Annotated in this window: 20 protein-coding genes; 10 read left to right on the top strand and 10 right to left on the bottom strand. The window is 73.2% G+C overall.

The window, feature by feature from the left end; translation table 11 throughout:
* Window positions 1–67 precede the first annotated feature (67 nt).
* Window positions 68–874, top strand: coding sequence for a DUF2182 domain-containing protein (locus tag ACIRST_RS09260; RefSeq protein ID WP_350522365.1), 807 nt, complete (start codon window positions 68–70; stop codon window positions 872–874).
* Between the two features lie 81 nt (window positions 875–955).
* On the opposite strand, the gene ACIRST_RS09255 is transcribed toward ACIRST_RS09260, so the two are convergent.
* Window positions 956–1468 carry a peptidoglycan DD-metalloendopeptidase family protein gene (locus ACIRST_RS09255; protein ID WP_402801097.1) on the bottom strand — a complete coding sequence of 171 codons (513 nt, stop codon included), beginning with the start codon at window positions 1466–1468 and terminating at the stop codon, window positions 956–958.
* Window positions 1469–1614: 146 nt separating this feature from the next.
* Window positions 1615–2382: a glycoside hydrolase domain-containing protein gene (locus ACIRST_RS09250; RefSeq protein WP_402801094.1), complete on the bottom strand. Its 768-nt coding sequence runs from the start codon at window positions 2380–2382 to the stop codon at window positions 1615–1617.
* A 432-nt stretch (window positions 2383–2814) separates the two neighbouring features.
* Between ACIRST_RS09250 and ACIRST_RS09245 the strand changes: the two genes are divergently transcribed.
* A complete protein-coding gene (locus tag ACIRST_RS09245; protein WP_402801092.1) occupies window positions 2815–3420 on the top strand; it encodes a hypothetical protein in 606 nt (201 codons plus the stop codon).
* A 329-nt stretch (window positions 3421–3749) separates the two neighbouring features.
* Complete coding sequence (locus tag ACIRST_RS09240) at window positions 3750–5021, top strand: alpha/beta hydrolase family protein (protein WP_402801089.1); 1272 nt, start codon at window positions 3750–3752, stop codon at window positions 5019–5021.
* Window positions 5022–5294: 273 nt separating this feature from the next.
* On the opposite strand, the gene ACIRST_RS09235 is transcribed toward ACIRST_RS09240, so the two are convergent.
* The gene (locus tag ACIRST_RS09235) at window positions 5295–6059 is read right to left on the bottom strand and encodes a sporulation protein (RefSeq protein WP_402801086.1); all 765 of its coding nucleotides are present in this window, start codon (window positions 6057–6059) and stop codon (window positions 5295–5297) included.
* Window positions 6060–6270: 211 nt separating this feature from the next.
* Here ACIRST_RS09235 and ACIRST_RS09230 point away from each other — a divergent pair, with 211 nt between their 5' ends.
* The 3 genes from ACIRST_RS09230 (at window position 6271) to ACIRST_RS09220 (ending at window position 9775) form a co-directional block, all read left to right on the top strand.
* Window positions 6271–7491, top strand: a complete 1221-nt coding sequence (locus tag ACIRST_RS09230; RefSeq protein WP_402801084.1) for an alpha/beta hydrolase family protein — start codon at window positions 6271–6273, stop codon at window positions 7489–7491.
* A gap of 189 nt (window positions 7492–7680) precedes the next feature.
* Window positions 7681–8286 carry a non-oxidative hydroxyarylic acid decarboxylases subunit B gene (locus ACIRST_RS09225; protein ID WP_402801082.1) on the top strand — a complete coding sequence of 202 codons (606 nt, stop codon included), beginning with the start codon at window positions 7681–7683 and terminating at the stop codon, window positions 8284–8286.
* A 13-nt stretch (window positions 8287–8299) separates the two neighbouring features.
* The gene (locus ACIRST_RS09220) at window positions 8300–9775 is read left to right on the top strand and encodes a UbiD family decarboxylase (protein ID WP_402801080.1); all 1476 of its coding nucleotides are present in this window, start codon (window positions 8300–8302) and stop codon (window positions 9773–9775) included.
* A gap of 180 nt (window positions 9776–9955) precedes the next feature.
* On the opposite strand, the gene ACIRST_RS09215 is transcribed toward ACIRST_RS09220, so the two are convergent.
* The 3 genes from ACIRST_RS09215 to ACIRST_RS09205 all read right to left on the bottom strand — a co-directional run bounded on the left by ACIRST_RS09215 (window position 9956) and on the right by ACIRST_RS09205 (window position 13457).
* Entirely contained in the window at window positions 9956–10342 is a 387-nt protein-coding gene (locus tag ACIRST_RS09215) for a hypothetical protein (RefSeq protein ID WP_402801078.1), read from the bottom strand.
* Window positions 10343–10439: 97 nt separating this feature from the next.
* Window positions 10440–12599 carry a bifunctional polysaccharide deacetylase/glycosyltransferase family 2 protein gene (locus tag ACIRST_RS09210; protein WP_402801076.1) on the bottom strand — a complete coding sequence of 720 codons (2160 nt, stop codon included), beginning with the start codon at window positions 12597–12599 and terminating at the stop codon, window positions 10440–10442.
* Between the two features lie 99 nt (window positions 12600–12698).
* The gene (locus tag ACIRST_RS09205) at window positions 12699–13457 is read right to left on the bottom strand and encodes a hypothetical protein (protein ID WP_402801073.1); all 759 of its coding nucleotides are present in this window, start codon (window positions 13455–13457) and stop codon (window positions 12699–12701) included.
* A gap of 310 nt (window positions 13458–13767) precedes the next feature.
* Here ACIRST_RS09205 and ACIRST_RS09200 point away from each other — a divergent pair, with 310 nt between their 5' ends.
* Window positions 13768–16512 carry a M4 family metallopeptidase gene (locus ACIRST_RS09200; RefSeq protein WP_402801070.1) on the top strand — a complete coding sequence of 915 codons (2745 nt, stop codon included), beginning with the start codon at window positions 13768–13770 and terminating at the stop codon, window positions 16510–16512.
* 221 nt (window positions 16513–16733) lie between these two features.
* Window positions 16734–17423, top strand: coding sequence for a hypothetical protein (locus ACIRST_RS09195; protein WP_402801068.1), 690 nt, complete (start codon window positions 16734–16736; stop codon window positions 17421–17423).
* A 123-nt stretch (window positions 17424–17546) separates the two neighbouring features.
* On the opposite strand, the gene ACIRST_RS09190 is transcribed toward ACIRST_RS09195, so the two are convergent.
* The gene (locus ACIRST_RS09190; RefSeq protein WP_402801066.1) at window positions 17547–18059 is read right to left on the bottom strand and encodes a hypothetical protein; all 513 of its coding nucleotides are present in this window, start codon (window positions 18057–18059) and stop codon (window positions 17547–17549) included.
* Between the two features lie 1153 nt (window positions 18060–19212).
* On the opposite strand from ACIRST_RS09190, the gene ACIRST_RS09185 reads away from it, so the two are divergent.
* Window positions 19213–20274 (top strand): glycosyltransferase, encoded by a 1062-nt coding sequence (locus ACIRST_RS09185; protein ID WP_402801064.1) that lies wholly within the window; start codon window positions 19213–19215, stop codon window positions 20272–20274.
* Between the two features lie 51 nt (window positions 20275–20325).
* Here the strand turns inward: ACIRST_RS09185 and ACIRST_RS09180 are convergent, their stop codons facing one another.
* Window positions 20326–21315, bottom strand: coding sequence for an alpha/beta fold hydrolase (locus ACIRST_RS09180; protein ID WP_402801062.1), 990 nt, complete (start codon window positions 21313–21315; stop codon window positions 20326–20328).
* A 143-nt stretch (window positions 21316–21458) separates the two neighbouring features.
* Between ACIRST_RS09180 and ACIRST_RS09175 the strand changes: the two genes are divergently transcribed.
* Window positions 21459–22127, top strand: coding sequence for a helix-turn-helix domain-containing protein (locus ACIRST_RS09175; RefSeq protein ID WP_402801641.1), 669 nt, complete (start codon window positions 21459–21461; stop codon window positions 22125–22127).
* A 366-nt stretch (window positions 22128–22493) separates the two neighbouring features.
* On the opposite strand, the gene ACIRST_RS09170 is transcribed toward ACIRST_RS09175, so the two are convergent.
* Both ACIRST_RS09170 and ACIRST_RS09165 read right to left on the bottom strand, forming a co-directional pair.
* Window positions 22494–23489, bottom strand: coding sequence for a WD40 repeat domain-containing protein (locus ACIRST_RS09170; RefSeq protein ID WP_402801060.1), 996 nt, complete (start codon window positions 23487–23489; stop codon window positions 22494–22496).
* 280 nt (window positions 23490–23769) lie between these two features.
* On the bottom strand, window positions 23770–26022 hold the full coding sequence (locus tag ACIRST_RS09165; RefSeq protein WP_402801057.1) for an MMPL family transporter: 2253 nt from the start codon (window positions 26020–26022) through the stop codon (window positions 23770–23772).
* Between the last annotated feature and the right edge of the window lie 166 nt (window positions 26023–26188).

Raw genomic sequence — 26188 nt, 5'->3', positions numbered from 1 at the left:
GGCCGGCGGCGGGAGTGTCGCGGGGGCGGGATCCGTGCTGTGCTGGAAGGGTCCGAGGGAGTGCGTCATGCGTACGATTCAGCGGCCGATCACCAACGACCATCCGTTGCGGCCGGGGGTGCTGCTGCCGGCCCGGGAGCTCGCCGTCGCCTGGTCACTCATCGTCCTCATCGCCGTCCTGGCCTGGGTGCTCACCGTGGGCCAGGCCCTGGACATGGGCATCGGGCCCGGCACGATGGGGATGGCGCTGCCGCTGTTCCTGGTGCTGTGGCTGGCGATGATGGCCGCGATGATGCTGCCCTCCGTCGCACCCGTCGCGGTGACCTGGGCCAAGGGGATCGCCCGGCAGTCCAGCGGCGCCACCAGGGCGCTCCGCACCACCGAGTTCATCGCCGGCTATCTGATCGCCTGGACGGTGTTCGGCCTGGTCGCCTACGGTGCGCTCGCCGTCACCGGCGACCTGGTCGACCGGGATCCGGACGCGGGGAAGTGGATCGGCGCGGCCGCCTTCGCCCTGGCCGGCCTGTACCAGCTGGGTCCGCTCAAGAACGTCTGCCTGCGGCACTGCCGCAGTCCGATCGGCCAGCTGTTGCACTACGCCTCGTACCGGCCGCGGATGCGCGACCTGCGGGTGGGGCTGCACCACGGCGCGTACTGCGTCGGCTGCTGCTGGGCGCTGATGATCGCGCTGATCCCGCTGGGCGTCATGAACATCGCGGCGATGGCGGGACTGGCGGTGCTGATCTTCCTGGAGAAGCTCTGGTACCGGGGGCCGCAGCTCGCCCGGGTGGCCGGCGTCGTCTTCCTGGGGATGGCTGTGCTGGCGCCCTTCCAGGACTGGCTGCTGCCCGGTCTGCAGCCGTCGATGATGTAGTCGGCCACTGCTGCCGCCGCTGCTGCTGCCGTGCTGCTGCCGCCGCCGCTGGGGTCGGGCCGGGCGAGGACGTCGGGACGTTCACTTGTGCGTCGGGGGCGTGCCGTCCTGCATGAAGGTCACGGTGGTGACCTCGTCGGTGTTCCTGGTGTCCAGGAAGAGCTGGTACAGGTCCACGCCCTGGTAGGTGCCGTTGATGATCTCGACGAGCGCCAGGTGGAGGTGCGCCGCGGTCGAGGTGACCTCGTAGACCGTGCCCAGGTAGTCGCCTCTGCTGATCGAGGATCCGACCGCCAGATCGGACGGAACAGCGGTGAGGTGGGTGTAGAAGCCGCCCATCAGATCGTTCGGTGCCCGCATGAACAGCTCGGCACCGTACACCTTCGGCGTGTCCTGGGCAGGGTCGTGCGGCTTGTACTTGGTGATGTGAGCGTCGAAGGCGGCGTAGACGTCCGTTCCGCCGGGCGCCGCCAGGTCCATGCCGAACTGGATGTACCAGTGCGGCGGTTGGTGGTCGCCCGTGTTGGGGCCACCGAGGCCGCCGGTGCAGCCCGAGGGGAACGGATTGGACATGTCGATGTCGAACGCGGGCATGGAACTGTTCCTCTCGCCTGTACGGCCCGGGGCACCTGTACGGCCCGGGGCACCTGTACGGCCCGGGGCACCTGTACGGCCCGGGGCACCTGTACGGTCCGGGCGGGCACGGAACCGTCGGTCCCGACGGGAGGACGGGCCCCGGTTCAGTGGGCGCCGTGGCGCGGTCCGCTGTGTTCGAGCTGCCGCTTGCGGCGGCGGCTGGCCTTCCGGTCCGTGTGGTCGGGGTGGGACGGGTCCAGGCAGGTGGCCGAGTCGAGGTCGACCTGCTGGAGATGCTTGGGCGTTGCGGAGTCGGTCCAGTTGAGGTTGACGGATCCGCTGAGACTCATCCGGTACTGCCAGACGAGTGCGCCGGCGAAGCCGGAGTTGGCCGGGTCGGGAGGGTTCTCGGTGGCGAGGTCGATCTGGCTCGGCCCGGCGTCGACGGGGTGGAAGACCCAGACCGGGATGGTGCCCACCTCGGCGGTGATCTGAGCGGCGGTCTGGGAGAACGAGCAGTACACGCCGGGGTTGTAACTGGTGTCTGCAGTAACGGAGTTGGCCCAGGCGGCGACATAGGCGAGGTGGTCCGGGGTGAGCCGTCCCCCGATCTCGACGTCGAGGTAGACGACCGCGCCGGGAGCCAGGCCGGCAGTCTGGCCGAGGCTTTCGGTGGTCTGCGCGTCCACTGTGCCCTGGGCCGCCGTGAGCACGTGGGATCCCGGGCCGCCCGGGGCCTGCTGGCCGACGAAGACGGGGGCCAGGCCCCAGCCCATGCCGGTCAGGGTGGGTACGGCCGACATCCACGAGGTGTTGGGGTGACTCGGGGCCGGGGCGAGGTAGGCGGCGGCGAAGGCCAGCGGGGTGTTGTCCCAGAGGGACTGCATGACGGCGTCGCCCGGGTAGTCGGATCGATCGAATCCGAGATGCATGATCAACAACTCGATTGCAAGGAGTGATTCGGCGGGATGCGCGGATCGGCCGCAACGGCGATCGGTCGCAACCGCAGTGCCGACCGGCGCGGAACCCGTCAGCCGGCTACCGCGTGAGAGCGGACGACCGGCCGTGGCGCGGGCTCCACCCGTCCCGTTCCTGGAGGCCCGGGTGCACACAGGGACCCGAGGCCGACTCGATTCTAGTCGCATTCGCCCGCAAAGTCGCTCCCCCGCCTGACGGTTCGACACGCAACCATGCAGCCGACGAAGGTGATTTCACAGAACGTCACGACTCACCGGCGCGCAGGACGGCCGGGCTTCCGGTCGACGGGCGGAGCGGTGGCCGCTCGCATCGCCACGGGCGCGTCGGGCGGGGAGACTGGCCGGAGGGGGATGCCAGGGAAGTACCCGCAAGGACGGGAGATGGTCATGCGAAAGAGTTCACTCGCCGTGCTGTCGCTCGCGGCGGCCGGTGCGCTGGCGGCCGGGGTGTGCGCGGCGCCGGCACAGGCGCAGACACCGCCACCGGTCGTCAGCGTGCAGAGCCCGGGCACGTCACCGTCGGTGAACGCGGCACTGGCGCTCAAGGCCGTCCAACGACTGTTCCCGGAGGTCACCCGGGTCGTCAGCATCGGTCCGGACAGCACCGCCGTCGGTCGGCCCACGGCCACCATCGCCGTCGTGCTCGCCGACCCGACCGGAACCAAGAAGGTCACGCTCTCCGTCGACGTCTACGACAGCTCCTCCGCCGCAGCGGCCGCCTTCCGGCAGGCCGCCCGGGCAAGCCGCGCCGTCCCAGGCTTCACCCCGCTGACCACGCCACGCCTCGGCACGGCGACCACCGGCGGCACGGTCACCATGGGAGGCGAGACGCACATCGGCATCGGCGTCCTGGACGGGAACCACCTCGTCGGGGCGACCATCGCCGGCTTCGACGCCACACCGGCCAACACCGCCCGCCTCGTCGCCCTCGTCCGCGTCCAACTCGCCGCGGTCGACGCAGCCCTGGGCACCGCCACGTCGGCCGCACGGTAGCCGACCCGAGGGGCCGCGGGCCCGCCCAGGGGCAATCCCGGCCGGGGGCAACCCGCCCGGGGACAACCCCGCCCAGGGCGCCCGCGTGCCCCTTCAGGCTGCCTGAGGGAGCGTCAGATCCAGGCCCGACGCCGAATGCCCGCGCTGACGCGCGGGCCCCGCAGCAGGCGAGAGGCAGGAATCAGCTGCTGGGCGGGGCCCGGACTCCGCCGTCATACCGCAGTGCTACAGGAGGACTTGGCACTCCGGTATGACGGTTTCCGTTCCTCCTCGCCCGTACCGTCGCCCGTGGTGAAAGCGAAGGCGGAACCCCACGAGGAGGAACGGCGATGAACAGGCGAGGACGGGTCGTGGCGGCGGTGCTGCTGGCGGCGACGGTGACACTGGGCGCGGCCGGCGCACCGGGCGCGGTGGCGACATCGGGCCGGGGCACCGAGCAGCAGGCCGGGGCCCGGCTGCCGCAGCCGACCGGGCCGTACCCGGTCGGCACGACGTCCCTCCAGCTCACGGACAACACCCGGGACGATCCCTGGAAGCCCGGGCAGCACCGCACACTGATGATCAGCTTCTGGTACCCGACCACCCGGCCCGCCACCGGCGACGACCGCGCGCCGTACATGGCCCCCGCAGCCGCCGACCACTTCGGCAGCGCGGGGAGCGTCGCCCAGAGCGACTACGGCTTCGAACCCGGCCGCACCGACTGGGCGGGCATCCGCACCCACGCCCGCGCCGACGCGCCCGCCCTCCCCGGCGGCAAACGACCCGTCGTGCTCTACTCGGCGGGCTTCGGCGACCCGCGCACCTGGGGCACCGGCCTGGTGGAGGACCTCGCCTCGCGCGGCTACGTCGTCGTCACCGTCGACCACACCTACGACGCCTCCGAGGTCGCCTTCCCCGACGGGGACCTCGCCACCTCCGTCTTCCCCGCGCTGATGGCCCAACCCGGCCTCGACATCGGCGCCCTCCTGCGCAAGACGCTGCAGACCAGGGTCGACGACACCCGCTTCGTCCTGGACCGGCTCGCCGGGCTGCGCCACGACAAGCAGCTGCCGGCCGGCCTCGCCGCAAGCCTCGACCTCGACCGGATCGGCATGGTCGGCCACTCCGGAGGCGGCTCCACGGCCCTCCAGACCATGCACGACGATCCGCGCCTCAAGGTCGGCGTCAACCTCGACGGCCAGCTGCACTTCCCCGGCCCGGACGGCACCGGAGTCCACCTGCCCACCGTCGCCGAGGACGGCCTGACCCGTCCCTTCCTGCTCATGGGCACCCAGAACCCCGACTCCGGCAGCTACCACCAGCAGCCCGGCTGGGACGCCCTGTGGCAGCACAGCACCGGCTGGCACGCCGATGTCACCCTCACCGGCTCCCGCCACAGCTCCTACACCGACGCGCAGTCCCTGCTGCCCCAGCTCGCCCGCCAGGGCGCGATCAGCGGGGAGAAGCTGACCGAGGACGTCGGCGACGTCCGCCCGGACCGCGCGGTGCTCGCCACCCGCTCGTACGTCGCGTCGTTCTTCGACCGCTGGCTGCGCGGCCAGGACGACCACCTCCTGGACGGCCCGTCGCCGCGCTTCCCCGAAATGGTCTACGAGCGGTAGTGCGCACGGGGAGACGCGCGTGACGGCCCTCGGCCCGGTCGTTTCCGACCGGCCCGAGGGCAGCGGGCGGCCGCGACGGGGGTGCGGCCGCCCGCCGCGCGGACACCGCCGTGCCCGTGCACCCGGTGGTGGACAGGCAGGACCAAGGGCACTGAGAACCGCTGAAGGCTCCTCCGGTCGTACCGGGGGAGCCTTCACCGTTCACCCCGTCATGGCGGCGCGGACGCCGGCGCCGGGGCGCCGGAGCTGCCGGGTCGACGGTCCGGCGTGCGGTCAGTGGCCCAGCACGCCGCGGATCCAGCCGTCCACCGTGCCGGTCAGGTCGTGTTGGCCGGCTGCGTGGTCCAACAGGAACGTGCGCACCGAGTCGCCGCTGTGGAACATGCCGCGCTTGTCGAACTCCAGCACCACCTCGACCCGGTGCGGGTCGGTGACGAAGGACAGCTCGATCTCGTTGCAGCGCCGGGCGAACTGCGCCGCCGCCTTGTACTCGATCTCCTGGTAGAACGGCAGCGTCTGGCCCGTGCCGTGGATCCGCCCGGCCTCCAGATCGGCCCGGTGGAAGTGGAAGCCGAGCGCCGCCAGCGCCTCAAGTACCCGTTGCTGCACCGGCAGTGGCTCCACGGCGAGCGGGTCGGTGTCCCCCCGGTCCAGCTGGCCCGCGATGTCCACGTCGGTGCGGACCCCGAGCACCATGCCCGCCAGGTGGTGGCCCCCGATCGCCGTCAGCGGCGTCTCCCACGGCACGGGGAAGGCGAACGGGACGGCGCGCCGCTCCCCGGCGGCCAGCCGCATCGGGCCGCAGACGTGCACCCGGGCGAACTCCCTGACGGTGTGGCTCTCGCCGTCCTCGTGCTCGACCTCGACCCGGGCGGCCAGGCACAGCGTGATGCCGTTGATCTCGGCGTCGCGGTCGCCGCCGACCAGGTCGACCTGACCGTGCACGGTGCCGCCGGGCCGGACGGTCGGCGTGGACAGCACTGTGTCGACGGTGGGTCCACCGACGCCGAGGGCGCCGAGAAGCCGCTTGAACACCATCCGGGGTACTCCTGACAGGGTCGGGGACGCGAGCGCACCGATCGTACTTTGCCTGCGCTTTGCCTCCGGCGGGCGGTCCCCGCCCCGGCGTCTCTCGCCGGCCCACCACCCCGAACCTGCCTAAGCACAGATATTTGCTTCCGGGGCGGCAGGGGTCTACAGTCCTCTTCACAAGCACAGATCTGTGCTTGTGAGTGAAGGGGAGTGTGTGATGAAGCAGCTGCTGTTCCCGAACAACATCCAGTTCTGGTACGAGACCCTGCGCTCGATGAGCCACATCGCCTACGGCGGCGCGGACTTCGGCGAGGTCGTCTCCACCGCCGAGCGGATCACCGAGGGCGACTACGGAAGCTGGTACACCGAGTGGCTGGCCACCGCCGACCGGGTCTCCCGCGACGCCGGGAAGGCACTGGCGGCCGGGCACACGGTCAGCGCCCGGGACGCCTTCCTGCGGGCCTCGAACTACTACCGCTCCGCCGAGTTCTTCCTCCACGGCCACCCCTGCGACCCCCGCCACGACCACGCCTACGAGCGCAGCGTGGCCTGCTTCCGGTCGGCGGCCGCACTGTTCACCCCGGTCATCGAGCCGGTCGAGATCCCGTACGAGGACACCACCCTGCCCGGCTACCTCTACCGCGCCGACGACTCCGGCACACCGCGCCCCACGCTCATCATGCACAACGGCTTCGACGGCACCGCCGAGGAACTGCACTTCTTCGGCGCGCTGGCCGGCGTCGAGCGCGGCTACACCGTGCTGGTCTTCGACGGCCCCGGAATGCCCGGGCCGCGCCACCGCGAGGGCCTGGTCTTCCGCCCCGACTGGGAGAACGTCATCACCCCCGTCGTGGACTTCGCCCGGACCCTCCCCGAGGTCGACGACAGCCGCATCGCGCTGCTGGGGATCAGCATGGGCGGCGTCCTCGCCCCCAGGGCCGCGGCGTTCGAACACCGCCTGGCCGCGCTGGTCGCCGTCGACGGCCTCTACGACCTCGGCCAGACCTCCGTACGCAACATCCCCGGCACCCGCGAGGACGCCGAGCAGCTCCTGCGCGCCCCGTCCGCCCCCGAACTCGACGCCGCCCTCGACCAGATCATGACCACGGACCCGATCGCCCGCTGGGCGATCAACCACGGCATGTACGTCATGGGCGTCGACACCCCGCGGGCCTTCAACGCCTCCTACCTCGACTACAGCCTCGCCGGCGGCATCGCCGAACAGATCCGCTGCCCCACCCTGGTCTGCGATGCCGAGGACGACATGTTCTTCAAGGGCCAGCCCGAGCAGCTCTACGACCACCTCACCTGCCCCAAGGACCTGATGGTGTTCACCGCCGAGGAAGGCGCCGGCGCCCACTGCCACCCCGGCGCCATGCGCCTGACCCAGGCCCGCATCTACGACTGGCTCGACGACACCCTCAACACCAACGCCTGACGAGCCGACGCCCGGAAGCTCCGAGGGGCCGACGCCCGGAATGGCCGAAGCCCCGAAGAGCCGATGACCGGACGACCCGACGGCCGGACGACCCGATGACCGGACGACCCGGCAGAGCGACGGGGCCCTGCCCGCGGGCCGTCCGTCGACCGTGAGAGCACAGCGACCGTGAGAGCACAGGGAGACACAGTGCGCCTGATCGTCGGAATGACAGGAGCGACCGGAGCCGTCCTGGGGGTCCGGCTCCTCCAGGAACTGCGCCGGCATCCCGATGTGGAGACACACCTGGTGCTGACGCGCTGGGCGCGGGCCACCGTCGAACTGGAGACCGGGATGAGCACCCGCGACGTCTCGGCTCTGGCCGACACCGTCCATTCTCCCGACGACCAGGGGGCGCCCATCGCCTCCGGCTCGTTCCCCGCCGACGGGATGGTGATCGTCCCGTGCAGCATGAAGACGCTCGCCGGGATACGCACCGGGTACGCCGACGGTCTGGTGGCCCGTGCCGCGGACGTCACGCTCAAGGAGCGCCGGAAGTTGGTGCTCGTCCCCCGCGAGACCCCGTTGAGCGAGATCCACCTCGACAACATGCTCACCCTCGCCCGCATGGGCGCCGCAATCGTGCCGCCCATGCCCGCGTTCTACAACCATCCCGCCACCGTGGACGACGTCGTCGACCACATCGTGGCGAGGATCTGCGACCAGTTCGGCATCGACTCCACACGGGCCCGGCGCTGGGAAGGCATGCGTGCCGCTGCCACCACGCGCCCGACGGCCCTCCGGATCAACCAGTGAAGGAACCGAACCCGTGAACCACCGCAAGGACCTCCGTGAGCACATCGCCGCACTCGAAGCCCTCGGCGACCTCAAACGCGTGAAGCGCGAGGTGAGTTGGGACCTGGAAGCCGCGGCGATCACCCGCCTCTCCTACGAGCGCACCGCTCCCGCGCCGTTCTTCGAGAACGTCGGCGGGGCGGAGCCCGGCTTCCGCCTGATGGGCGCACCCGCTTCGCTGAGCTCCGTCCCCGGCAAACCGCTCGCCCGTGTCGCGCTCTCCCTGGGGCTCCCCACGGACCTGACTGCCGCGCAGCTCGTGGACACGCTGGCGGCGACCCGCGACATGCCTCCGGTGCCGACCCGGCGCGTGCCCCGCGCCGAGGCCCCCTGCAAGCAGAACGTCCTCCTCGGCGAGGACGCGACGCTGGACCGCTTCCCGGTGCCCCGCGTCCACGAGCAGGACGGAGGCCGGTACCTCAACACCTGGGGCATCATCGTCGCGCGCACCCCGGACGGCTCGTGGACCAACTGGTCGATCGCCCGCATCATGATGATCGACGGCACCCACATGACCGGCCTGGTCATACCGCCCCAGCACATCGGTCTCATCTGGCAGGAATGGGTGAAGATCGGCAAGCCCATGCCCTACGCACTCGTCCAGGGCGGCGATCCGGCGATCCCCTTCGTCGGCGGCATCCCGCTCCCCGACGGTGTCGACGAAGCCGGTTTCATCGGCGCGCTGCGCGGCGAGCCCGTCGAGGTGGTGAGGTGCGAGCTGTCGGACCTCGAAGTACCGGCCGGTGCGGAGATCGTCATCGAGGGCCACCTGTCCGTGGAACGCTCCGCCGTCGAGGGCCCGTTCGGGGAGTTCGCCGGATACGTCCCCGACGAGGTCTCCCACCAGCCCGTCTACACCGTCGAGTGCATCACCCACCGCGATGACCCGATCTGGCCGATCGTCGCCGAAGGGCGCCCGGTGGACGAGTTCCACACCGTCACCGGAATCGGCATCGCCGCCGACGTCCTGCACGACCTGCGCGCCGCCGGCCTGCCGATCACCACGGCCTGGTCACCCCTGCGCGCGGCCTCCCACTGGCTGGTGCTCACCGTCCCTGCGAACTGGCGCGAACTGCTGCCGGACACCGACTCCCGGGAGTTCGTCCACCGCATCGGCGAAGTCATGGACACGGTGACCCGGACCGGGAGACTGCACGCCCGGGTCTTCGTCCTCGACGACGACATCGACCCCGCCGACGACACCGACCTGCTGTGGGCCCTGGCCACCCGCATCCACCCCACCGACCGTGCGGAGGCGTGGAACGGCCTGATCCACCCCCTGATGAACTGCTACCACCACAGCGAGCGGGCCGCCATGACCGGCCCGGTCGTCCTCCACGACGGACTCCAGCCCGCCCCCGGCCAAGGACGTATGCCGCACAGCTCGTTCGCCGAGGCCTACCCGGCCCGGATCCGTCGACTCGTCCTCGACCACTGGGGCGAGGACTGAGGACTCAGGGCTCAGGGCTCAGGAAGGGGACCGAGGTCCGCCGGCGCCGACCCGGCGGACCGTCGCGGCCGGGAGCCGGGGCCCGCCCGCGTCGCCGTCAGCCCCCGGTCCGTCCGCGATGCGTCGGAGCGAGCACATGCCCGGCCGTGCCCGGTCGCTTTCCGGGTCGGTCTGCAGCGGTCACCCGGCCCCGGTGAGCAGGGTGAGGACGGCGTCCAGCGGTGACCGGCCCACGGTCGGCACGAGCGCCCCCAACAGGGTCCCCGCCAATGCGCCGCAGCCGGTCAAGGCCCACCGGGATCTCGGGGCCGACCCGGGTCGCGTCAGCCCGTAGCCGAACCAGGTGAGCCCCGCCACGCCGGCGGTCCAGGCCAGTGGCAGGAGCACGAAGGCCGCGGCCCAGTCGATCGAGTGGTCCGGGTGACGGCCGATGGTCGCCAGTGCGATCAGTGTGCCCAGCAGCAGCCAGACGAACGTGGCGATGGCCGTCAGGATCCAGCTGACCAGGCAGAGAGCAGTCCGGTCGGCCCTCGTCGCGCCCGGTGACGGCAGGTGGTGCGTGTTCACGTTTCCCCCGAAGTTGATCATCTGCTGTTCCGGACGTCCGCTCCCCGGAACACGGTTCCCTGCTGCCCGTCGCCGCTTCAGGTCACTCGTGCCCGGTTCAGCCGCCCGTCGGGACCCGGAGGGTGCCGTAGCGCTGCATCCGCTGCCAGCGCAGACGGGATCCCGCGAGCGCGGTGAAGACCGACTGGATCACCACCAGGTACATCAGCTGGCGGTAGACGAACTGCTGCAACGGCAGGCTCCACAGCGGCCCGAGCCGCTCCTTGTCCAGGCGGAACGCGTAGGCGCCCATCAGCATCTGGACCAGGAGGAACGCCGCCCACAGGCCGATGATCCGCGCCGGGTCCAGGAAGACCAGCCCGTACAGCGCGAACACGTCGACCACCGGTGCGAGCAGGGGCAGGAGGACCTGGAACATCAACAGGTAGAGCAGCCCGCGTCGGCCCAGCTTGCCGGCCTGGCCGCCCTGGACGAGGGCGCCGCGGTGCTTCCACATCGCCTGCAGGGTGCCGTAGCACCAGCGGTAGCGCTGGCGCCACAGGGCGTCCAGCGAGGCGGGGGCCTCGGTCCAGGCCTTGGCCCGCTCCTCGTAGACCACTCGCCAGCCGGCCCGGCACAGCGCCATGGTGAGGTCGGTGTCCTCGGCGAGCGTCTCCTCACCCACGCCGCCGACCGCCAGCAGCGCGGAGCGGCGGAAGGCGCCGACCGCTCCCGGCACGGTGGGCATGCACTCGGCGAGGTCGAAGAGCCGGCGGTCCAGGTTGAAGCCGACCACGTACTCGATGTGCTGCCAACGGCCGAGCAGGCCGCCGCGGTTGATCACCTTGGCGTTGCCGGAGACCGCTCCGACCGAGGGGTCGGCGAAGGGCTGGACGAGGTGGCGGACGGCGTCCGGCTCGAACACGGTGTCACCGTCGACCATCACCAGCAGCTCCGCGCGGGCGGCTGCGATGCCGGTGTTGAGGGCGGCCGGCTTGCCCGCGTTCTCCTGCCGGATGACCCGGGTGTACGGCAGGTTCAGCGACTCGACGAGGTCGGCGGTGCCGTCGGTGGATCCGTCGTCGACCACGATCACCTCCAGCGGGTGGTCGGAGGCGAGCAGCGAGCGCAGCGCGGCCTCGATCCCGGCGGACTCGTTGTACGCGGGCACGATCACGCTGACGGGCTCGGTGACCGGCGGGCCCCAGGGCCGACGCCGAAGGCGCTCGTGCCGGCGGGCGGCCGCCAGGACGGCGACGGCCCGCAGCACGCTGATCGCGCCCGCCGCCCACAGCAGCCAGCCCAGGGCGGTGAGCGTCCAGTCGCCGCCCCGGAGGAGCCAGATGAACGCGGTCCCCTGGAGCCGGTCGGCGGTCCCGGCCGCGTGCACGGGGTCGGCGAGGCCGACCGCCTCGCTGACGGTGGCGAGGTGCAGGCCGCGGGCCTTCAACCGGGGCAGCAGGTCGGCGAGCGCGGCCACGGTCTGCGAGCGGTCGCCGCCGGCGTCGTGCATGAGCACGATCCGGCCCGGACCGCCCGGGGCGTCGTCGAGGGTCTGCACGATCTGCGCGGTTCCGGGCCGGCGCCAGTCCTCGCTGTCCTGGGTCGTGAGCACGGTCAGGTATCCCGCTCGCCCGGCCTGCCGTACGGCGTCCCACCCGCGGTCGTCCAGGGCGTCCGGCTGGGAGGAGTACGGCGGCCGCAGCAGGGAGCTGGTCACCCCGGCCGAACCCGCCAGGGTGAGCTGGGTCTCGCGCAGCTCCAGCGAGCGGCGCCAGTCGGGCGCGGCGCCGAGGTCGGTGTGGGTGAAGGTGTGCACGCCGATCTGGTGGCCCTCGGCCACGATCCGGCGGATCAGGTCCGGATGGGCGGCGGCCTGGGTGCCGACGACGAAGAACGTGGCGTGCACCCCCTCCCGGCGCAGGACGTCGAGGATCTGCGGCGTCCACGTCGGGTCGGGGCCGTCGTCGAAGGTGAGGGCGACGGTTCCCGGCTTCGGGGTGGCGCTGCGCGGCTCGGGTCCGGCGGCGTCGATCACCGGACCGCCGTCGCGGATCGCCTCCGGCACGGTGGTCGCGCTCGTGTGTGCGGCCGACTGGTCGGGGCGGTCGTCGAAGCTGTGTTGGGTGTACCCCTGGAGCAGCAGGGCACCGGAGAGGGTGAGCAGCAGGGCGGTGAGCAGCAGCCAGTGGGTGCGCAGCGGGCCCTGCCGCACGACTCCTCGTCGGCCCCCGCGGGTGCGTGCGGGGGCTCGTCGTCGTCGGTGTGTTGTGCTCATGGTGCTGCTTTCGGGTCCGGGGCGGGGGAGTGTCGCGGGGGCGTGGGGGCGTGGGGGCGTGGGGGCGCGGGGGCGCGGGGGCGTGGGGGCGTGGGGGCGTCAGGGCTTGACGGGCTTGTTGCCCGAGTTGCCCGGCGGGGTGGTCGGGCGGCCGCGCCCGGACGGGGCGGCGGGTGTCGGTTTGGGCGCCGACGTGGGGACGGTGACGGGATCGGGGGAGCCGGTGTCGGCGGCGCCGGGTGTGCCCGTGCCGGACCCGCCGGGCGAGGGCGCGCCGTTCGCCTGGGGGCGGTGGTCTCCGGCCGACCCGGTGTCGGTCCGGCGGGCGGCGGGCGCCACCGCGGGCGGTGCGCTGGGCCGGTCCGCTGCCTCCGGCGGGTCGGACGGCGCCTCGGACGGAGTGGCCGCCGACGCGGGAGCAGTCGGTGCCGGCGGCTGGGGAAGCGGGAGGAACGGCGCGTTCACGGTGGGGCCGCCGAGCAGCGTGCTGCCCAGCAGCACGAGGTACCCGCCCGCCGGTACGGCCAGCACCGCCCCGAGCCGGCGGATTCGGCGCTGACGTCGGCCGGAGGCGTCGACGAACACGGGCGGGGGCGCGGGCGGGGCCTGCCGGTCCGCGACATCGGTGGCGGCCTGCTGGTCCACGGCGCCGGTGACGGCGGGCAGTTCGACGGTGGACGGGCCGTGCGCGTCGTCGGACCACGAGAGGTCGTCGGCCGGACCGTCCACGGGGGCGAAGTGCCCGGTCGGGGCCGCGCCGGCTCCGACGGGGGGAACGCCGGGGAAGTACCTCGGGACCAGTGGAGGGTGCGACTGCTCCTCGGTGGTCGGCCACGGGCCGTACGACGTGACGGGCACGGTATCGAGTCCAAGCGTTGTCGGTGCAGGAATGACCACGGATGCCCCCCATTGATCGTTGGTGGGCGTCCGGCGCGGTGGTCGTACCTGTACAGCGCCGCCGCGCGGCGTGCTGTCACACCCTCCCGGTGGGACCTCGACGGGCCGGGCATCATAAGCAGTTGATCGACATATGAAGGATGATGACCTATGTTCGTCACATGGCGGGCGGCCGACTCCGGAGAACGGACGAGTCGTGGGGTGGGCGCCCGCTGCGCACGCGTGGTCCGGCATGCGACCGGACCCCCGCTTTCCCGAGGGAGGACCCGCAGTGCACCACCGTTCCCGTACGCCCAGGCTGCTCGGTGCCGCAGTGGCCGTCGTTCTGGGCCTCGGCGTCGGCGTGCCGCCGGCGCTCGCCGGACCGGCCGGGGATCCGGCCGCCGACACCGACCCCGTGCCCGGTCTGGTCGCCGGCACGGACACCACCGCCCCGCAGCTGGTCACCGGCGTGAACGAGCCGGCCCCGGGGGACGCCGCGGAGGCGGCCCGCGCCCACCTCGCCGCCCACCGGGAGCGCTACCGGGTCGACCCGGCGCAGCTCGTCGTGAGCGGCGTGGAGCGCTCGGCGGACGGCCGGCGCACCGTCCGGTTCGAACAGCGGTACGGCGGCCTGCCGGTCTTCGGCGCCGCCTACCTGGTCCACCTGGCCGGGGAGGGCAAGGCGCAGCACGTCGAGTCGGTCGGCGGCAAGTACTTCACCGGCCTGACCGCCCCGACCGTCCAGGCCCTGCCGGACGAGGTGCTGCGCGGCCTCGCGCTCGCCTCCGTCGAGGACGGTCCGGCCCGCACCGGCGTCACCGCCGAGGACGGCGGTCCGGTGGTGCTGCCCGGCGGCACCGGCCGACTGGCCCGGCACTACACCGTGCGCGGCACCGACCGGACGGTCTGGGAGGGCAGGGCCCGCGAGATCTACGTGGACGCCACCACCGGCGCGGTCGCCCTCGCCCACACCGTCCGGGCCCGCGCCGCCGGGGCGCCCGCCGTCGCGGCCGCGGCTACGCCGGCGGCCGGCCTCGAACCCGCCGTCGGAACCGCGCCGGACGTCCAAGGCCGTCCTACCCGCGTCAACATCGCCCGCCTGCCGGACGGCACCTACCAGCTGATCGACCTCACCCGGCCCACCGCGCTGACCGTCTACGACGCCGGCGGCCGGGACGAGTACGAGGTGGGCGGCCCGTTGCCCGACGGGGTCCGCCCGGTGAGCTCGCCGACCCCGGACTTCCCGGCCTCGCTCGCCGCCATCGGCGCCGCCGAGGCCCAGCGCAACGCCGGCGCCGTCTACGACTTCTTCCGCGACCGGCTCGGCCGGGACGGGATCGACGGCGTCGGCGGCCCGGTCAACGCCGTCGTGAACGTGACCAGCGGGGGCGAGAGCCTGGCGAACGCCTACTGGGGCAGCGGGCGGATGACCTACGGGAGCGGCAACGCCAAGTACTACCCGTTCGCCGCCGCGCTCGACGTCTCCGGCCACGAGATGACGCACGGCGTCGTCGAGAACACCGCCAAGCTCGTCATGCGGGACCAGTCCGGCGCCCTCGACGAGGCCCTCGCCGACTACTTCGGCAACGCGGTCGAGGCCACCACCCTCGGCATCCCGATGACCGACCCGCGGGCCGCCCTGCTCGGCGAGAGCCTCTGCCGCACCGGCACCCCGCAGGACTGCGCGGCGCGCCGCCTCGACACCGGCCGCAGCACCGTGAACGACTACATCGGGTTCCCGGTCCACTTCAGCGAGGACGCCTCGCACGACAACTCGGCGATCATGAGCGGCGCGCTGTGGGACATCCGGCGCACCCTGGACCCGCTGCTCGCCGACCGGCTGGTCTACCGGGCGCTCGCCGAGTACCTCACCCCGCTGGACACCTTCGTCGACGCCCGCAACGCGGTGCTCGCCGCCGGTCGCTCGCTCGGCCTCACCCGTGCCCAACTCCGCACGGTGACCGCCGCGTTCGACGCGCACGGGATCAAGGAGGGCTGGGAGCGGCGGATCGGCATGGACAGCCGCACCCTGGTGCGCTCGCTCACCGTGGGCACCCAGAACCGGCCCGACGTCGTCAACGGCCGCTGGGTGATGGCCAACGGCGAGGCGGGATTCCTCGGCATCCTCACCGGGACCGTCGGCAGCTCCGCCGAGCCGGTCCGGCTCAGCCCGGTCGGGGACAAGCGCTCGCACAGCGCGCCCGCCACCGACGGCACCGTCGCGGCCTGGGTCTCCCAGGGCGAGACCACCCCGGGCCGGCCGGACTGGTCCGTGCTGGTCCGCCCGCTCGACGGCGGTGCCACGCGCACCGTCCACAGCACCACCGGCCAGATGCTCTCGGGCGTCCGGGTCGCCGGCGGGACCGTCGCCTTCGAGGCGATGGACTTCAGCACCGGCCGCACCCTGCCGTGGCTCTCCGTGAACGGCGCGCCCGCCGCACCGATCGCGCTGCCCGACGGCCACCACGGGCAGGCCCTCTCGCTGCGCGGCGACCTGCTCGCCTGGACCGAGCGCTGGCAGGAGGGCGAACGCACCGTCTACGCGCCGACCGTCTACTCGCTCTCCGCGGGCAAGGTCGTCGCCCAGTACGTCGCGGGCGGTGCGGGCAACACCGTGGAAACCCTGGCGGTCCGCACGCTGCTGACCGAGAAGCGGCTGCTCTGGCTGGAGACGCCGTCCGATAGGAGCCGCGGCACCTCGATCCGCTCAGGCGCCCTCGACGGCTCCGGTGTGAGCGACCTGCTGACCGGCAGCACCACGCAGCCGCGCCAGATCGACGAACTGACCGCCTCCGAGAAGGCCGTCACCTTCGCCTACGCCTTCACCTGGCCGAAGGGCCGGCGCGTCGCCAACGCCGACCTGCCGAAGCTGTGGCAGCTCCCGATCGAGGGCGGTACCCCGCAGCGGTTCTCCTGCAACCGGGGCGGCCAGTACATGCCGGCGGCCGACCGCGGCACCCGGGTGCTCTGGGCCGACGCCACGCCCGGCCGCACCGATCTGGTCATGCGCGAGAGCGCGGCCGTGACCTGCTGACCGAGGAACGCTGCCCCCGGGGTCCCACCCCGAGCGTCCCGACCCCGAGCGTCCCCACCCCGGACGCCAGGACCCCGTTGCTCCCCGGTCCCCCCGCCCGGCCGCTTCCCCTTCGCGGCCGGGCGGGGCCTCTTCACGTCGGGCCCGGAGCCCGGTCGTGTCGGTGTCGGACCGTATCGTGTGCGGCGATCACCATCGAAACGCACACGGGGGCACCACACATGACCGTTCACCGGCCGGGACTGCCGCAGGACCTTCCGCCGGCCGAGGAGCTGTGGGCGCGCTGGGCACTGCTCGCAGCCCTCGGGGCGACCACCGAGGACGAGGAGCGCCCGCCCCGTCACCGCACCGGCCGGTGGATCGACGACGAGGGCCTGCACTGGGACGACTGCGGCTGCACCTGGTGGGTCATGTCCAAGGGCGGCGACGGCCGGTTCGTGCTCTACGGCGAGGACGAGGCCAGCGGCGTCAAATGGCACGAGCCGGCGATCGACGTGCTGGCGGGCGGCCCGGACTGGCTGCCGTACGAGGAGCTGCGGGACCGGATCGAAGCGTACGAGATCGGGTGCGTCTACTGGTACGAGAACGGCACCTGGGCCCGGGCGCCGTACCCGGACGACCTCGACGACGACGGCCTGGACTGCGGCATGAGCTCCTTCATCGACCGCAGCGAGGTACTGGCCGAACTGACGGCCAACCTGGACCGCACTGTCGGCGGGGCGAGCGCCGACAGCCTCCTGGCCGACGCGGAGGCCTACCGGCTGGAGCCGCAGAAGCTGCTTGACCGGTTGGTCCGGACCGACTGCCACGATGACTCGTCGGACCGGGATTCGTCGGACGGGCCGGCCATCATCCGGGCGTTGGCCCGCGCAGGCCTGACGGGGGAGTACGCGGCGACTGACACTCCCTGACGAGCAGGGCGGGACAGGCTCGCCCTGCCTTCAGGACTGCCTCCTTGAGAGCCCCGTTCTCCCGGACGCCGCCCGCCCCCGACACGGCAGGCAGGGGCGGGCGGGTCCGTCCGGGAGGGCGGATCAGGAGGGGCGGCGGACGTACGGCTCCCAGGACACCTTGATCGACCGTGCCCCCTCGGCGGGGGCCGGGCCGCGCTGCTGCTCGGTGCCGAACGGCGGAGCGCCCGACTCCGACTGCCGGGCGGGCTCCGAGGAGAGCAGCGCCCACGGGTTCGGGCAGCTCACCGCCGTCGTGTTGCTCGCGAAGGTGCAACTCGTCTGGTACACCACACCGTTCGTGGTGATCGCCTGGAGAATGACGTGGTCGCCCTGGTCGACCACGGAGACGCTGCACGCGGGGGAGGCACCCGCAGGCAGGGCCTGGGCGGACGCCCAGGTGGTGGTCCCGGCCCCCGAGCCGTTGAGCGGCTGGCTGCCGACCTGCACGGCGCCGTTCTTGACCACGCCGGTGTAGAGGAACTGGCCGTGGACCGCGGTCTCCAGCGAACTGCACGGGCCCTGGGCGCCGGTGGCTCCTGCAGCGCCGGTGGGGCCGACAGCACCGGTGGGTCCCGTGGCGCCTGTGGCGCCCACACCCGTCGCGCCGGTGGCTCCCGTGGGCCCGATGGGCCCGGTTGCACCTGTAGCCCCGGTGGCTCCTGTGGCCCCGACCGCGCCAGTGGCTCCCGTGGGCCCGGTGGGGCCTGTGGCACCTGTGCTACCCACGCCTGTCGCGCCGGTGGCTCCCGCGGCTCCCGTGGGTCCAGTGGGCCCGGTGGCTCCGGTGGGTCCGGTAGCGCCGGCTGCACCTGAGGCTCCTGTGGCCCCGATCGCGCCAGTGGGACCTGTGGCCCCATTGGCTCCCGTCGCACCGGTGGGTCCTGTCGGTCCGGTCGGTCCTGTGACGCCGATGCCGTCTGCGCCGGTCGGACCTGTGGCCCCGGTCGCTCCGGTCGCTCCGGTCGGACCTGTCGGTCCGGTCGGTCCTGTGGTGCCGATGCCGTCTGCGCCAGTTGGGCCGGTGGCTCCCGTGGCCCCGGTTGGCCCGGTTGGCCCGGTTGGCCCGGTTGGCCCGGTTAGCCCGGTTGGCCCGGTCGGCCCCGTGGGCCCGGCCGGGGCGGGGTTGCACTCGTCCCCGTGGCCGTCACCGCCGTGCTCGTCTCCCTGGCCGAACCAGTGCCCGTGCCCGTGGTCCGGCGGGCAGTGCTGCGAGCCGTCGACCCGGTGGTCGCCGGGGTGGGGTTGGAAGGCGAACAACCCGCCGGCGGAAGCCGTGCCGGCGGTCGACACGACGGTCGTGATGAGCAGTGCCGCACCCGCGGCCAGCTGCACGCGGCGGTCCTGCGCCGCCGTCCTCGGCCCTGTGTTGCGTGGTGACACCCGGTACACCTCATTTCCCTCGGAGAGCGGCAGGGCGGACCGTCCCGCCACAGCGCTCCGATAATTCGGTGAGCTGAGCGGTCCGGATGGCGGCGTCCCGGGAAATCACCGACCTGGCCCACACCGGCCGTGCTCATGGGGCGCCCCCGGACAGCGGGAGGCTGTGTTGGACCGCGGAACGCGAGCGCGGCCGAAATAGAGTCAGGACCCATCGCGCGGGACCAGGGGCGGAACTCCGCCTGCCCTGCTCCGTCCACCCGCCGCTCCCCACGCCCCCGCGCCCCCGCAGCCCCACCCCCGAGAGGCCGTTGTGGCACCACACGAGAACCCCCGCCCCCGTGGGGCGAGGCCCACCATCTGCCTGTGCATGATCGTCAAGGACGAGGCGGCGGTCATCGAACGCTGCCTCGCCTCCGTGCGCGACCTGGTCGACACCTGGGTCATCTCCGACACCGGATCGACCGACGGGACCCAGGAGCTGATCCGCCGCGCGCTCGCGGGAATCCCCGGCGAGCTGCACGAGGAGCCCTGGGTCGACTTCGGGCACAACCGCACGCTGAACATCCGGCACGCCCACGGCAAGGCCGACTACCTGCTGCTCGTCGACGCGGACATGGTGGTGCGGCAGGAGGGCCCGCTCCCGGAGCTGACCGCCGACTCCTACCTGCTGCGCCACGCCGCCGACCTGGAGTACCGGATCAAGCGGCTGGTCCGAGGCTCGACGGCCTGGCGCTACGAGGGCTCCACCCACGAGTATCTGACGACGGATCAGGCGGACCGGTCCGCCGACCTCGACGCGCTGGTCATCGAGCACTTCGCCGACGGCGGGTCGCGGTCCGACAAGTTCGAGCGCGACGCACGCCTGCTGCGGGAGGACCTCGAACGCGACCCCGCCAACCCGCGCACGGTCTTCTACCTCGCCCAGACCCTCCGCGACCTCGGCCGCACCGCCGAGGCCGTCGAGCTGTACCGGCGGCGCGCGGGGATGGGGGCGTGGGCGGAGGAGGTCTACTACGCGCTGCTCCAGGTCGGCGTGCTGACCGCCGAGCAGGGCGACTGGCCGTCGGCCATGGAGGCGCTGCTGCGGGCCTGGGAGAGCCGGCCGCAACGGCTGGAGGCCTGTTACGAACTGGTCTCCCGCCTGCGCCTGATGGGACGCCACCACAGCGCGCACGCCTTCGCCCGGGCCGGCCTCGACCGCGCGATGCCCGACGACTGGTTGTTCACCCAGCCCTGGGTGTACCGCTGGGGGCTGCTCTTCGAGTACTCCGTCACGTCGTACTGGGTCGGCGATCCGAAGGGCTCGCTGGAGGCCTGCGACCGTCTGCTGGCCCTCGCCGACCTGCCCGAGCGGTACCGCGAACAGACGCTCGCCAACCGGGAGTTCGCGGAGCGAGCCGCGCGGGCGGTCGTGCCGGTACCGGCCTGAGCCCGCGGCCGGGTTCTCCTGCGACGGAGCCCGGCCCGAACGTCCGACGGTTCAGTCCTGGAGGGAGTCCAGCCAGGAGGTCAGCAGGCGGTTCACCTCCTCGGGGCGCTCCTGCTGGACCCAGTGCCCGCAGCCGTCCAGGATGTGGGCGGAGGCCAGGCCGGGAAGGGTGGCCGGGTAGGCGTCGATCGCGTCGGCCATCCAGGTCGTGGAGGCGTCCAGGGCGCCGCCGATGAACAGGGACGGCTGCTTGATCGGGGCGCCGGCGTACGGGGCGAGGTCCTCCCAGTCGCGGTCCATGGTGCGGTAGCGGTTGAGGGCCCCGGTCATGCCGGTGCGCTCGAACTCCCCGGCGTACACGTCGAGGTCGTCCTCGGTCAGCCAGGCGGGCCGCTTGCCGCTGGGGAAGCGGTCGCGCAGCCGGCCGCCGGTGCGGGTCACGAAGTGCGGGTCGGGCTCGCCCTCGGTGGGCATGGTGTCGGCGGACAGGGCCGCGTAGAAGCCCGCGAGCCAGCCCCGGAGGTCGGGCTCCATCTCCGCTTCGGCCCGGCCGGGCTCCTGGAAGTACGAGACGTAGAACTCCTGGTCGCCGCCCATCTGCGCGAAGACGTCGGTGGGGCGGGGGCCGCCGGGCGGCGCGTAGGGGACGCTCAGCAGCGCGACGGCCCGGAAGACCTCGGGGTGGAGCAGGGCGGAGGTCGCCGCGATGGTGGAGCCCCAGTCGTGCCCGACGACCACCGCGCTCTCCTCGCCCAGGGCGTGCACCAGGGCGACGTTGTCCGCCACGAGGTCGAGCATTCGGTAGGCGTCCGTCGCGGCCGGCTTGGAGGAGCGGCCGTAGCCGCGCACGTCGAGCGCCACGGCCCGGTATCCCGCTGCCGCGAGGGCCGGGAGCTGGCGGCGCCAGGAGTACCAGGACTCGGGGAAGCCGTGGACGAGCAGGACCAGCGGTCCGGTGCCCTGTTCGACCAGGTGCAGGCGGCCGGCGGGCGCCTCGATGGTGCGGTGGCGCAGGTCGGTGGACGGCGCGGGCTGGTGCATGACTTCTCCTCGGTTCACGGTCGGCCGCGGTTTCCCACCGATCTTGCGGCGTGGCGGCCGTCCGACGCGAGCACCCTTGTCATTCTGGCAAACTGGCAGGACAGGGCGGTGGAGGCGGCACGGCTGGAGGGAGTCGGGCGATGGTGACGGACGACGTCGTGGCCGACGCGCTGGCGGCCATGGGCCCGCGGCTGCGGACCGCGCGCGAGCAGCGCGGCGCCACGCTCACCGGCGTCAGCCGCGCGACCGGCATCTCGCTGAGCACGCTGTCGCGGATCGAGACCGGTCGGCGCAAGCCGACCCTGGAGGTGCTGCTGCGGCTCGCGAAGGCGTACGACATCTCCCTGGACGAGCTGGCCGGCACCGCGCCCGGTACTGCGCCCGGTACTGCGCCCGGCACCGTACCCGGCCCTGCGCCCGGCACCGCGCCCGCCGCCGCGGCCGGATCGCGCATCCCGATGCCGCAGCGTCCCGGTGACGGCAAGGCGGTGCTGCCGTTGACCCGCTACGTCGGGGGCCTGCACGCCCACAAGCACGTGCTGCCGCCCGTCGACGCGACGCCGGCGCGGCCGCGGCAGGTCTCCCACGACGGGTACGAATGGCTCTGCGTCCTGTACGGGCGGCTGTGGCTGGCGCTCGGCGAGCAGGACCTCGTCCTGAGCGCCGGGGAGGTGGTCGAGTTCGACACCCGCACCGCCCACGGGGTTGCGAACGCCGGGCCCGACGGACCGGTCGAATACTTGGTCATGTTCGGGCCGCAGGGGGAGCGCCTACGGCCGCGCACCCCGGCCCCCGGCCGCGCGGCCCGGTAGCGCGGAGCGGACCTCGGGCGTCGCCATCCGTCACCCGGGCTTCCGGGGAAGCCTCGCCGGGTACCAGACGCCGAAGCTCGGGCCGGGGCGGAGCGTGCCGTTCACGTCAGGTTGTCCTCCCAGACCTGGCCGGCGGCCGGACCGGTGACGATCAGGACCGTTCCTCGAACCGGCGCACCTGCTCGGCGGCAGGACGGGATTCATTCCCGCCCTGGTCCGCGCCGGCCACGGTCGGGCCCCTGCCGGCGCTGCGAACCGAGCGCCCCACGTTCCCACCTGGTCTGCTCCCCACCCGAGGTCCGTCCCTCCTGGTCCGTGAGGATAGATCAGCCTCGATCGCGGCTGTCCCACGCCCCGGTGGTGGGTTCACGCGGTTCCGGCGGGCCACTCCTCGCCGGTGGCGCCGTCGAGGCGCCGCATGTCGATCTCGTCCGCGGCGACCAGGGCGACCCGGTCGCCCACCCGGACGGCGCACACCCCCATGCAGGCGTCGTCCTCCCACCCGTCGACCGGCTCGCCCACCGGCTGCCCGGTGAGCGCGTCGTACCGGTAGAGGCGGTCCGAGGCCACCGCCAGCACGGCCCGGCCGTCCACCTGATAGTCGCACAGGCCCAGCGTGTTCTCGGGTTGCACCATCATCCTGCCGAGCGGCGTCCGGGTCTCCGGGTCCCAGATCCGCACCGAGTGGTCCGTACCGCCGGTGGCCAGCAGGATCCGGCCGTCCGCCGGGTACGCGACGAGGCGTGAGATCGGCCCGTTGTGCGCCTTGACCGGGCCGCCGACCGGCCGGCCGGTCGCCAGGTCCCAGACCCGGAGCAGCCCGTCGGCGTCCGCGCCGGCCAGCCGGGGCGTGCCGTCCGCCGCGGTGAACGCGGCCAGCGACCACACCTCCCTGCGGCCGGTACCGCGCATCCGGGGCCCCGCGGCCGCCCCGGTCACCGCGTCGACCGGCTCCACCCGCCCGTCGCTCCACCCGAGCAGCAGGCTCCGCTGCCCGCCGGGGCCGAGGTGGGAAGCCACCGCCGACATCCGCGGCCACGTCCGGCCCCACGGCTTGCGCCGCTTGCCCCAGGTGTCGGGACAGACCCGCTCGCCCGTCACCAGGTCGACCTGGAACAGCGTCCCGCGCAGCCCCCGGAACTGATCCAGGACCACCAGCACCGGTGATTCGCCGCCGGCGTCGACGTGCATCCGGCAGAGCGGGCCGCCGATGAAGCCTGGGCCGAGCGCGAACTCCCGTACCAGGGAACCGTCTTCGGCGTCGTACACCGAGAAGCCCCGGCCCTGGGTCGAGCCCGGCCGGATGACCACCGACCGCCCGTCAAGCTCGGCACCGAGCAGTTGGCCCGGGCCGGTCAGCACCGGTCCGTCCCGGGCCGTGAAGGGGTCGCCCTGCGCATTCCTGCCGAACCTCACTGTCCTCGAAGGGGGAGAGAGGGGGCGGCACGGTCCGCGCGGCGGCCCCCGAACCGCGGACGCTACCAGCCGGACCGACGGGCAACGGGCGCGCCCTCGTCAGCTCCGGCTCCGGCACCGGAGTCGGAGCCGGAGCCGGCGATCCCCCGGCCGCCGGCGCAGCCTCGACCGCCGGCGCCGCCCCGGCCACGGGCTCGGGCCGACTGCGGGCCGGCGTCGGCCGGTGTCACCGTTCCCGGGCGACGTGGGCGATGCGGGCGACGTGGGCACCCGGGGGAACGGGGGCGGCCTCGGTGGCCGGCGGGCCGGGCGTTGCGGGGGCCTCGGCGCGGCCGAGTCCGACGCGCCGCCGGAGCGCGGTCAGGGCACGTGGGGACCACCAGGCCCAGCGGCCCAGCAGACGCATCGTCGCGGGGACGAGGAGCGCCCGGACCACGGTGGCGTCGACCGCGACGGCGACCACCAGTCCGACGCCGATCATCTGCATGAAGGCGATGGAGGAGGCGAGGAAGCCGCAGACCACGACGATCAGCAGCAGTGCGGCGCTGGTGATCACCCCTCCGGTGCGCTGGAGCCCGAGGGCGATCGACTCCTCGGTGCCCGCGCCGCGGTCGTGGTGCTCCTTGATCCGGGAGAGCAGGAACACCTGGTAGTCCATGGCCAGGCCGAAGGCGATGGCGACGATCAGCACCGGGAAGTCGGCGTCGATCGCGCCGATCGGGGTGAACCCCAACAGGCCGTGCAGGTGGCCGTCCTGGAAGATCCAGGTGATCACGCCGAACGCGGCGAACAGGGAAAGTGCGCTCAGCAGAACGGACTTCAACGGGATCGTCACCGAGCCGAAGGCCAGGAAGAGCACCAGGCCGGAGACCGCCGCGACGAACAGCGCCATCCACGGCACCCGGGAGCCGATCATACGGACGATGTCCACGCGGGAGGCCGGCATGCCGGTGAGCAGCGCGGTGGCGCCGTCCGGTGGTGTCTGCGCCCGCAGGTCGCGCACCATCGCGGCGGCCTCCTGCGACATCGGGTCCGCGCCGTACCGCAGGGTGATGCGGGCGGTGTCGCCGTGGGTGGCTGTCACCGCGGCGCCGGTGACCCCGGGTACCGCGTCCAGCCGTCGGGCGTAGGCCTCCAGCGCGGGGGAGGCGGTGCCCGCCGGACCGTCGAGCCGGACGACGGCGGTGAGCACCTTGGTCGGGTCGTGGTCGAACCCGGTGCCCAACTGACGGGCGACGACGCGGGCGTCGGCGTCGGCGGGCAGGACCCAGTCGCCGGGGCGGGCCCAGTTCGCGCCGAGGAAGGGCGCACCGGCGGTGAGCAGCAGGACGACGGCCGCGAGGCAGGCCGGCACCGGACGACGCATCACCAGGCGGGCGGCGCGGTACCAGTGGCCCTGCCCCGGTGCGGGCGCGGCCTGGCGCCGGGAGCCACCGGCCCGGTGGCCCCACGGCAGCGGGATCCGCAGGGCGTCGACGCGGTGCCCGGTGATGCGCAGCAGCGCGGGCAGGACGGTGAGTGAGCTCAGCACGGCGAAGGCGGTGACCGACACGGCGGCGTAGCCCATCGAGCTGAGGAAGCGGGAGGGGAAGAGGATCAGGCTCGCGAAGGAGATGGCGACGGCCAGCCCGGAGAAGGCGACGGTGCGTCCGGCGGTGGCGGTGGTGCGTTCGACGGCGAGGTCCGGCGGCGTGCCGGCGGCGAGCTCCTCGCGGTAGCGGCTGACCATGAACAGGGCGTAGTCGATGGCCAGTCCGAGCCCGAGGATGGTGATCACGTTGATCACGCTGCTGGAGATCGGCACGGCATAGGCGGTGATCCGGAGCACGGTGAACGAGCCGAGCGCCACGACGGCGCCGGTGGCCAGTGGCAGCAGGGCGGCGATCGCGCTGCGGAAGACCAGGACGAGCAGGACGAGGAGCAGCGGTACCGAGAGCAGCTCCGCGCGCCCGATGTCGCGGCCGGTCAGCGTGTTGACCTGTTCGGTCATCGCGGTGACACCGCCGAACGCGACGTCCAGGCCCGGCACCCGGAAGCGGTCCGCGATGCGCTGGAGCGCCCTGACCCGCTCCTGGTCGTCGGACGCCGCGAACTGCAGGGTGACGTACGTGGAGTGGCCGTCGCGGCTGACGAAGTCCGCGGAGCCGTGGCTGGACCAGTACGACTCCAGATGCGTCAGGTCCTCGCGCGGGACGGCGTCCAGGGCGGTGCGGAGCCGCGCGGAGAGGTCGGGGTCGTCGATGCGGCGGTCGGCGCTGCGGTAGAGCACCACGGTGTCGGGCTGCAGGCGGCCGAGCGGGCCGGCCAGCACCCGGTCGGCCCGGACGGAGGGGCTGTCGGGGTCGTCGAAGCCGGCGCCGCCGGTGATCGCGCCGAACACCTGGGTGCCCCACAGGCCGGCCACCAGGGTGAACAGGAGGGTGGCGACGACGACCGGTCGTCGGCGCCGGGCGGCGAATCTTCCGAGCAGGGCGAACACGGGTGACTCCTTGGGAGGGTGGGACACGGGGCCCGTGGGGCGTCAGCGGGCGCTGTCCCGAGGTTGGCGGTCCGGGCGGGGTTCCGGCCTCGGGCGACCGGCCCGATCCCGGCCGACCGGAAGGAGGAGGCGTCTCCTCCGCTCGGGGGAGGAGATCCCGTCCTGA

The sequence above is a fragment of the Kitasatospora sp. NPDC101447 genome, from assembly GCF_044767225.1.
GTDB lineage: Bacteria > Actinomycetota > Actinomycetes > Streptomycetales > Streptomycetaceae > Kitasatospora.
Note: the sequence above shows the minus strand (reverse complement) of the source record. Positions and strands in the feature narration are given on the sequence as shown.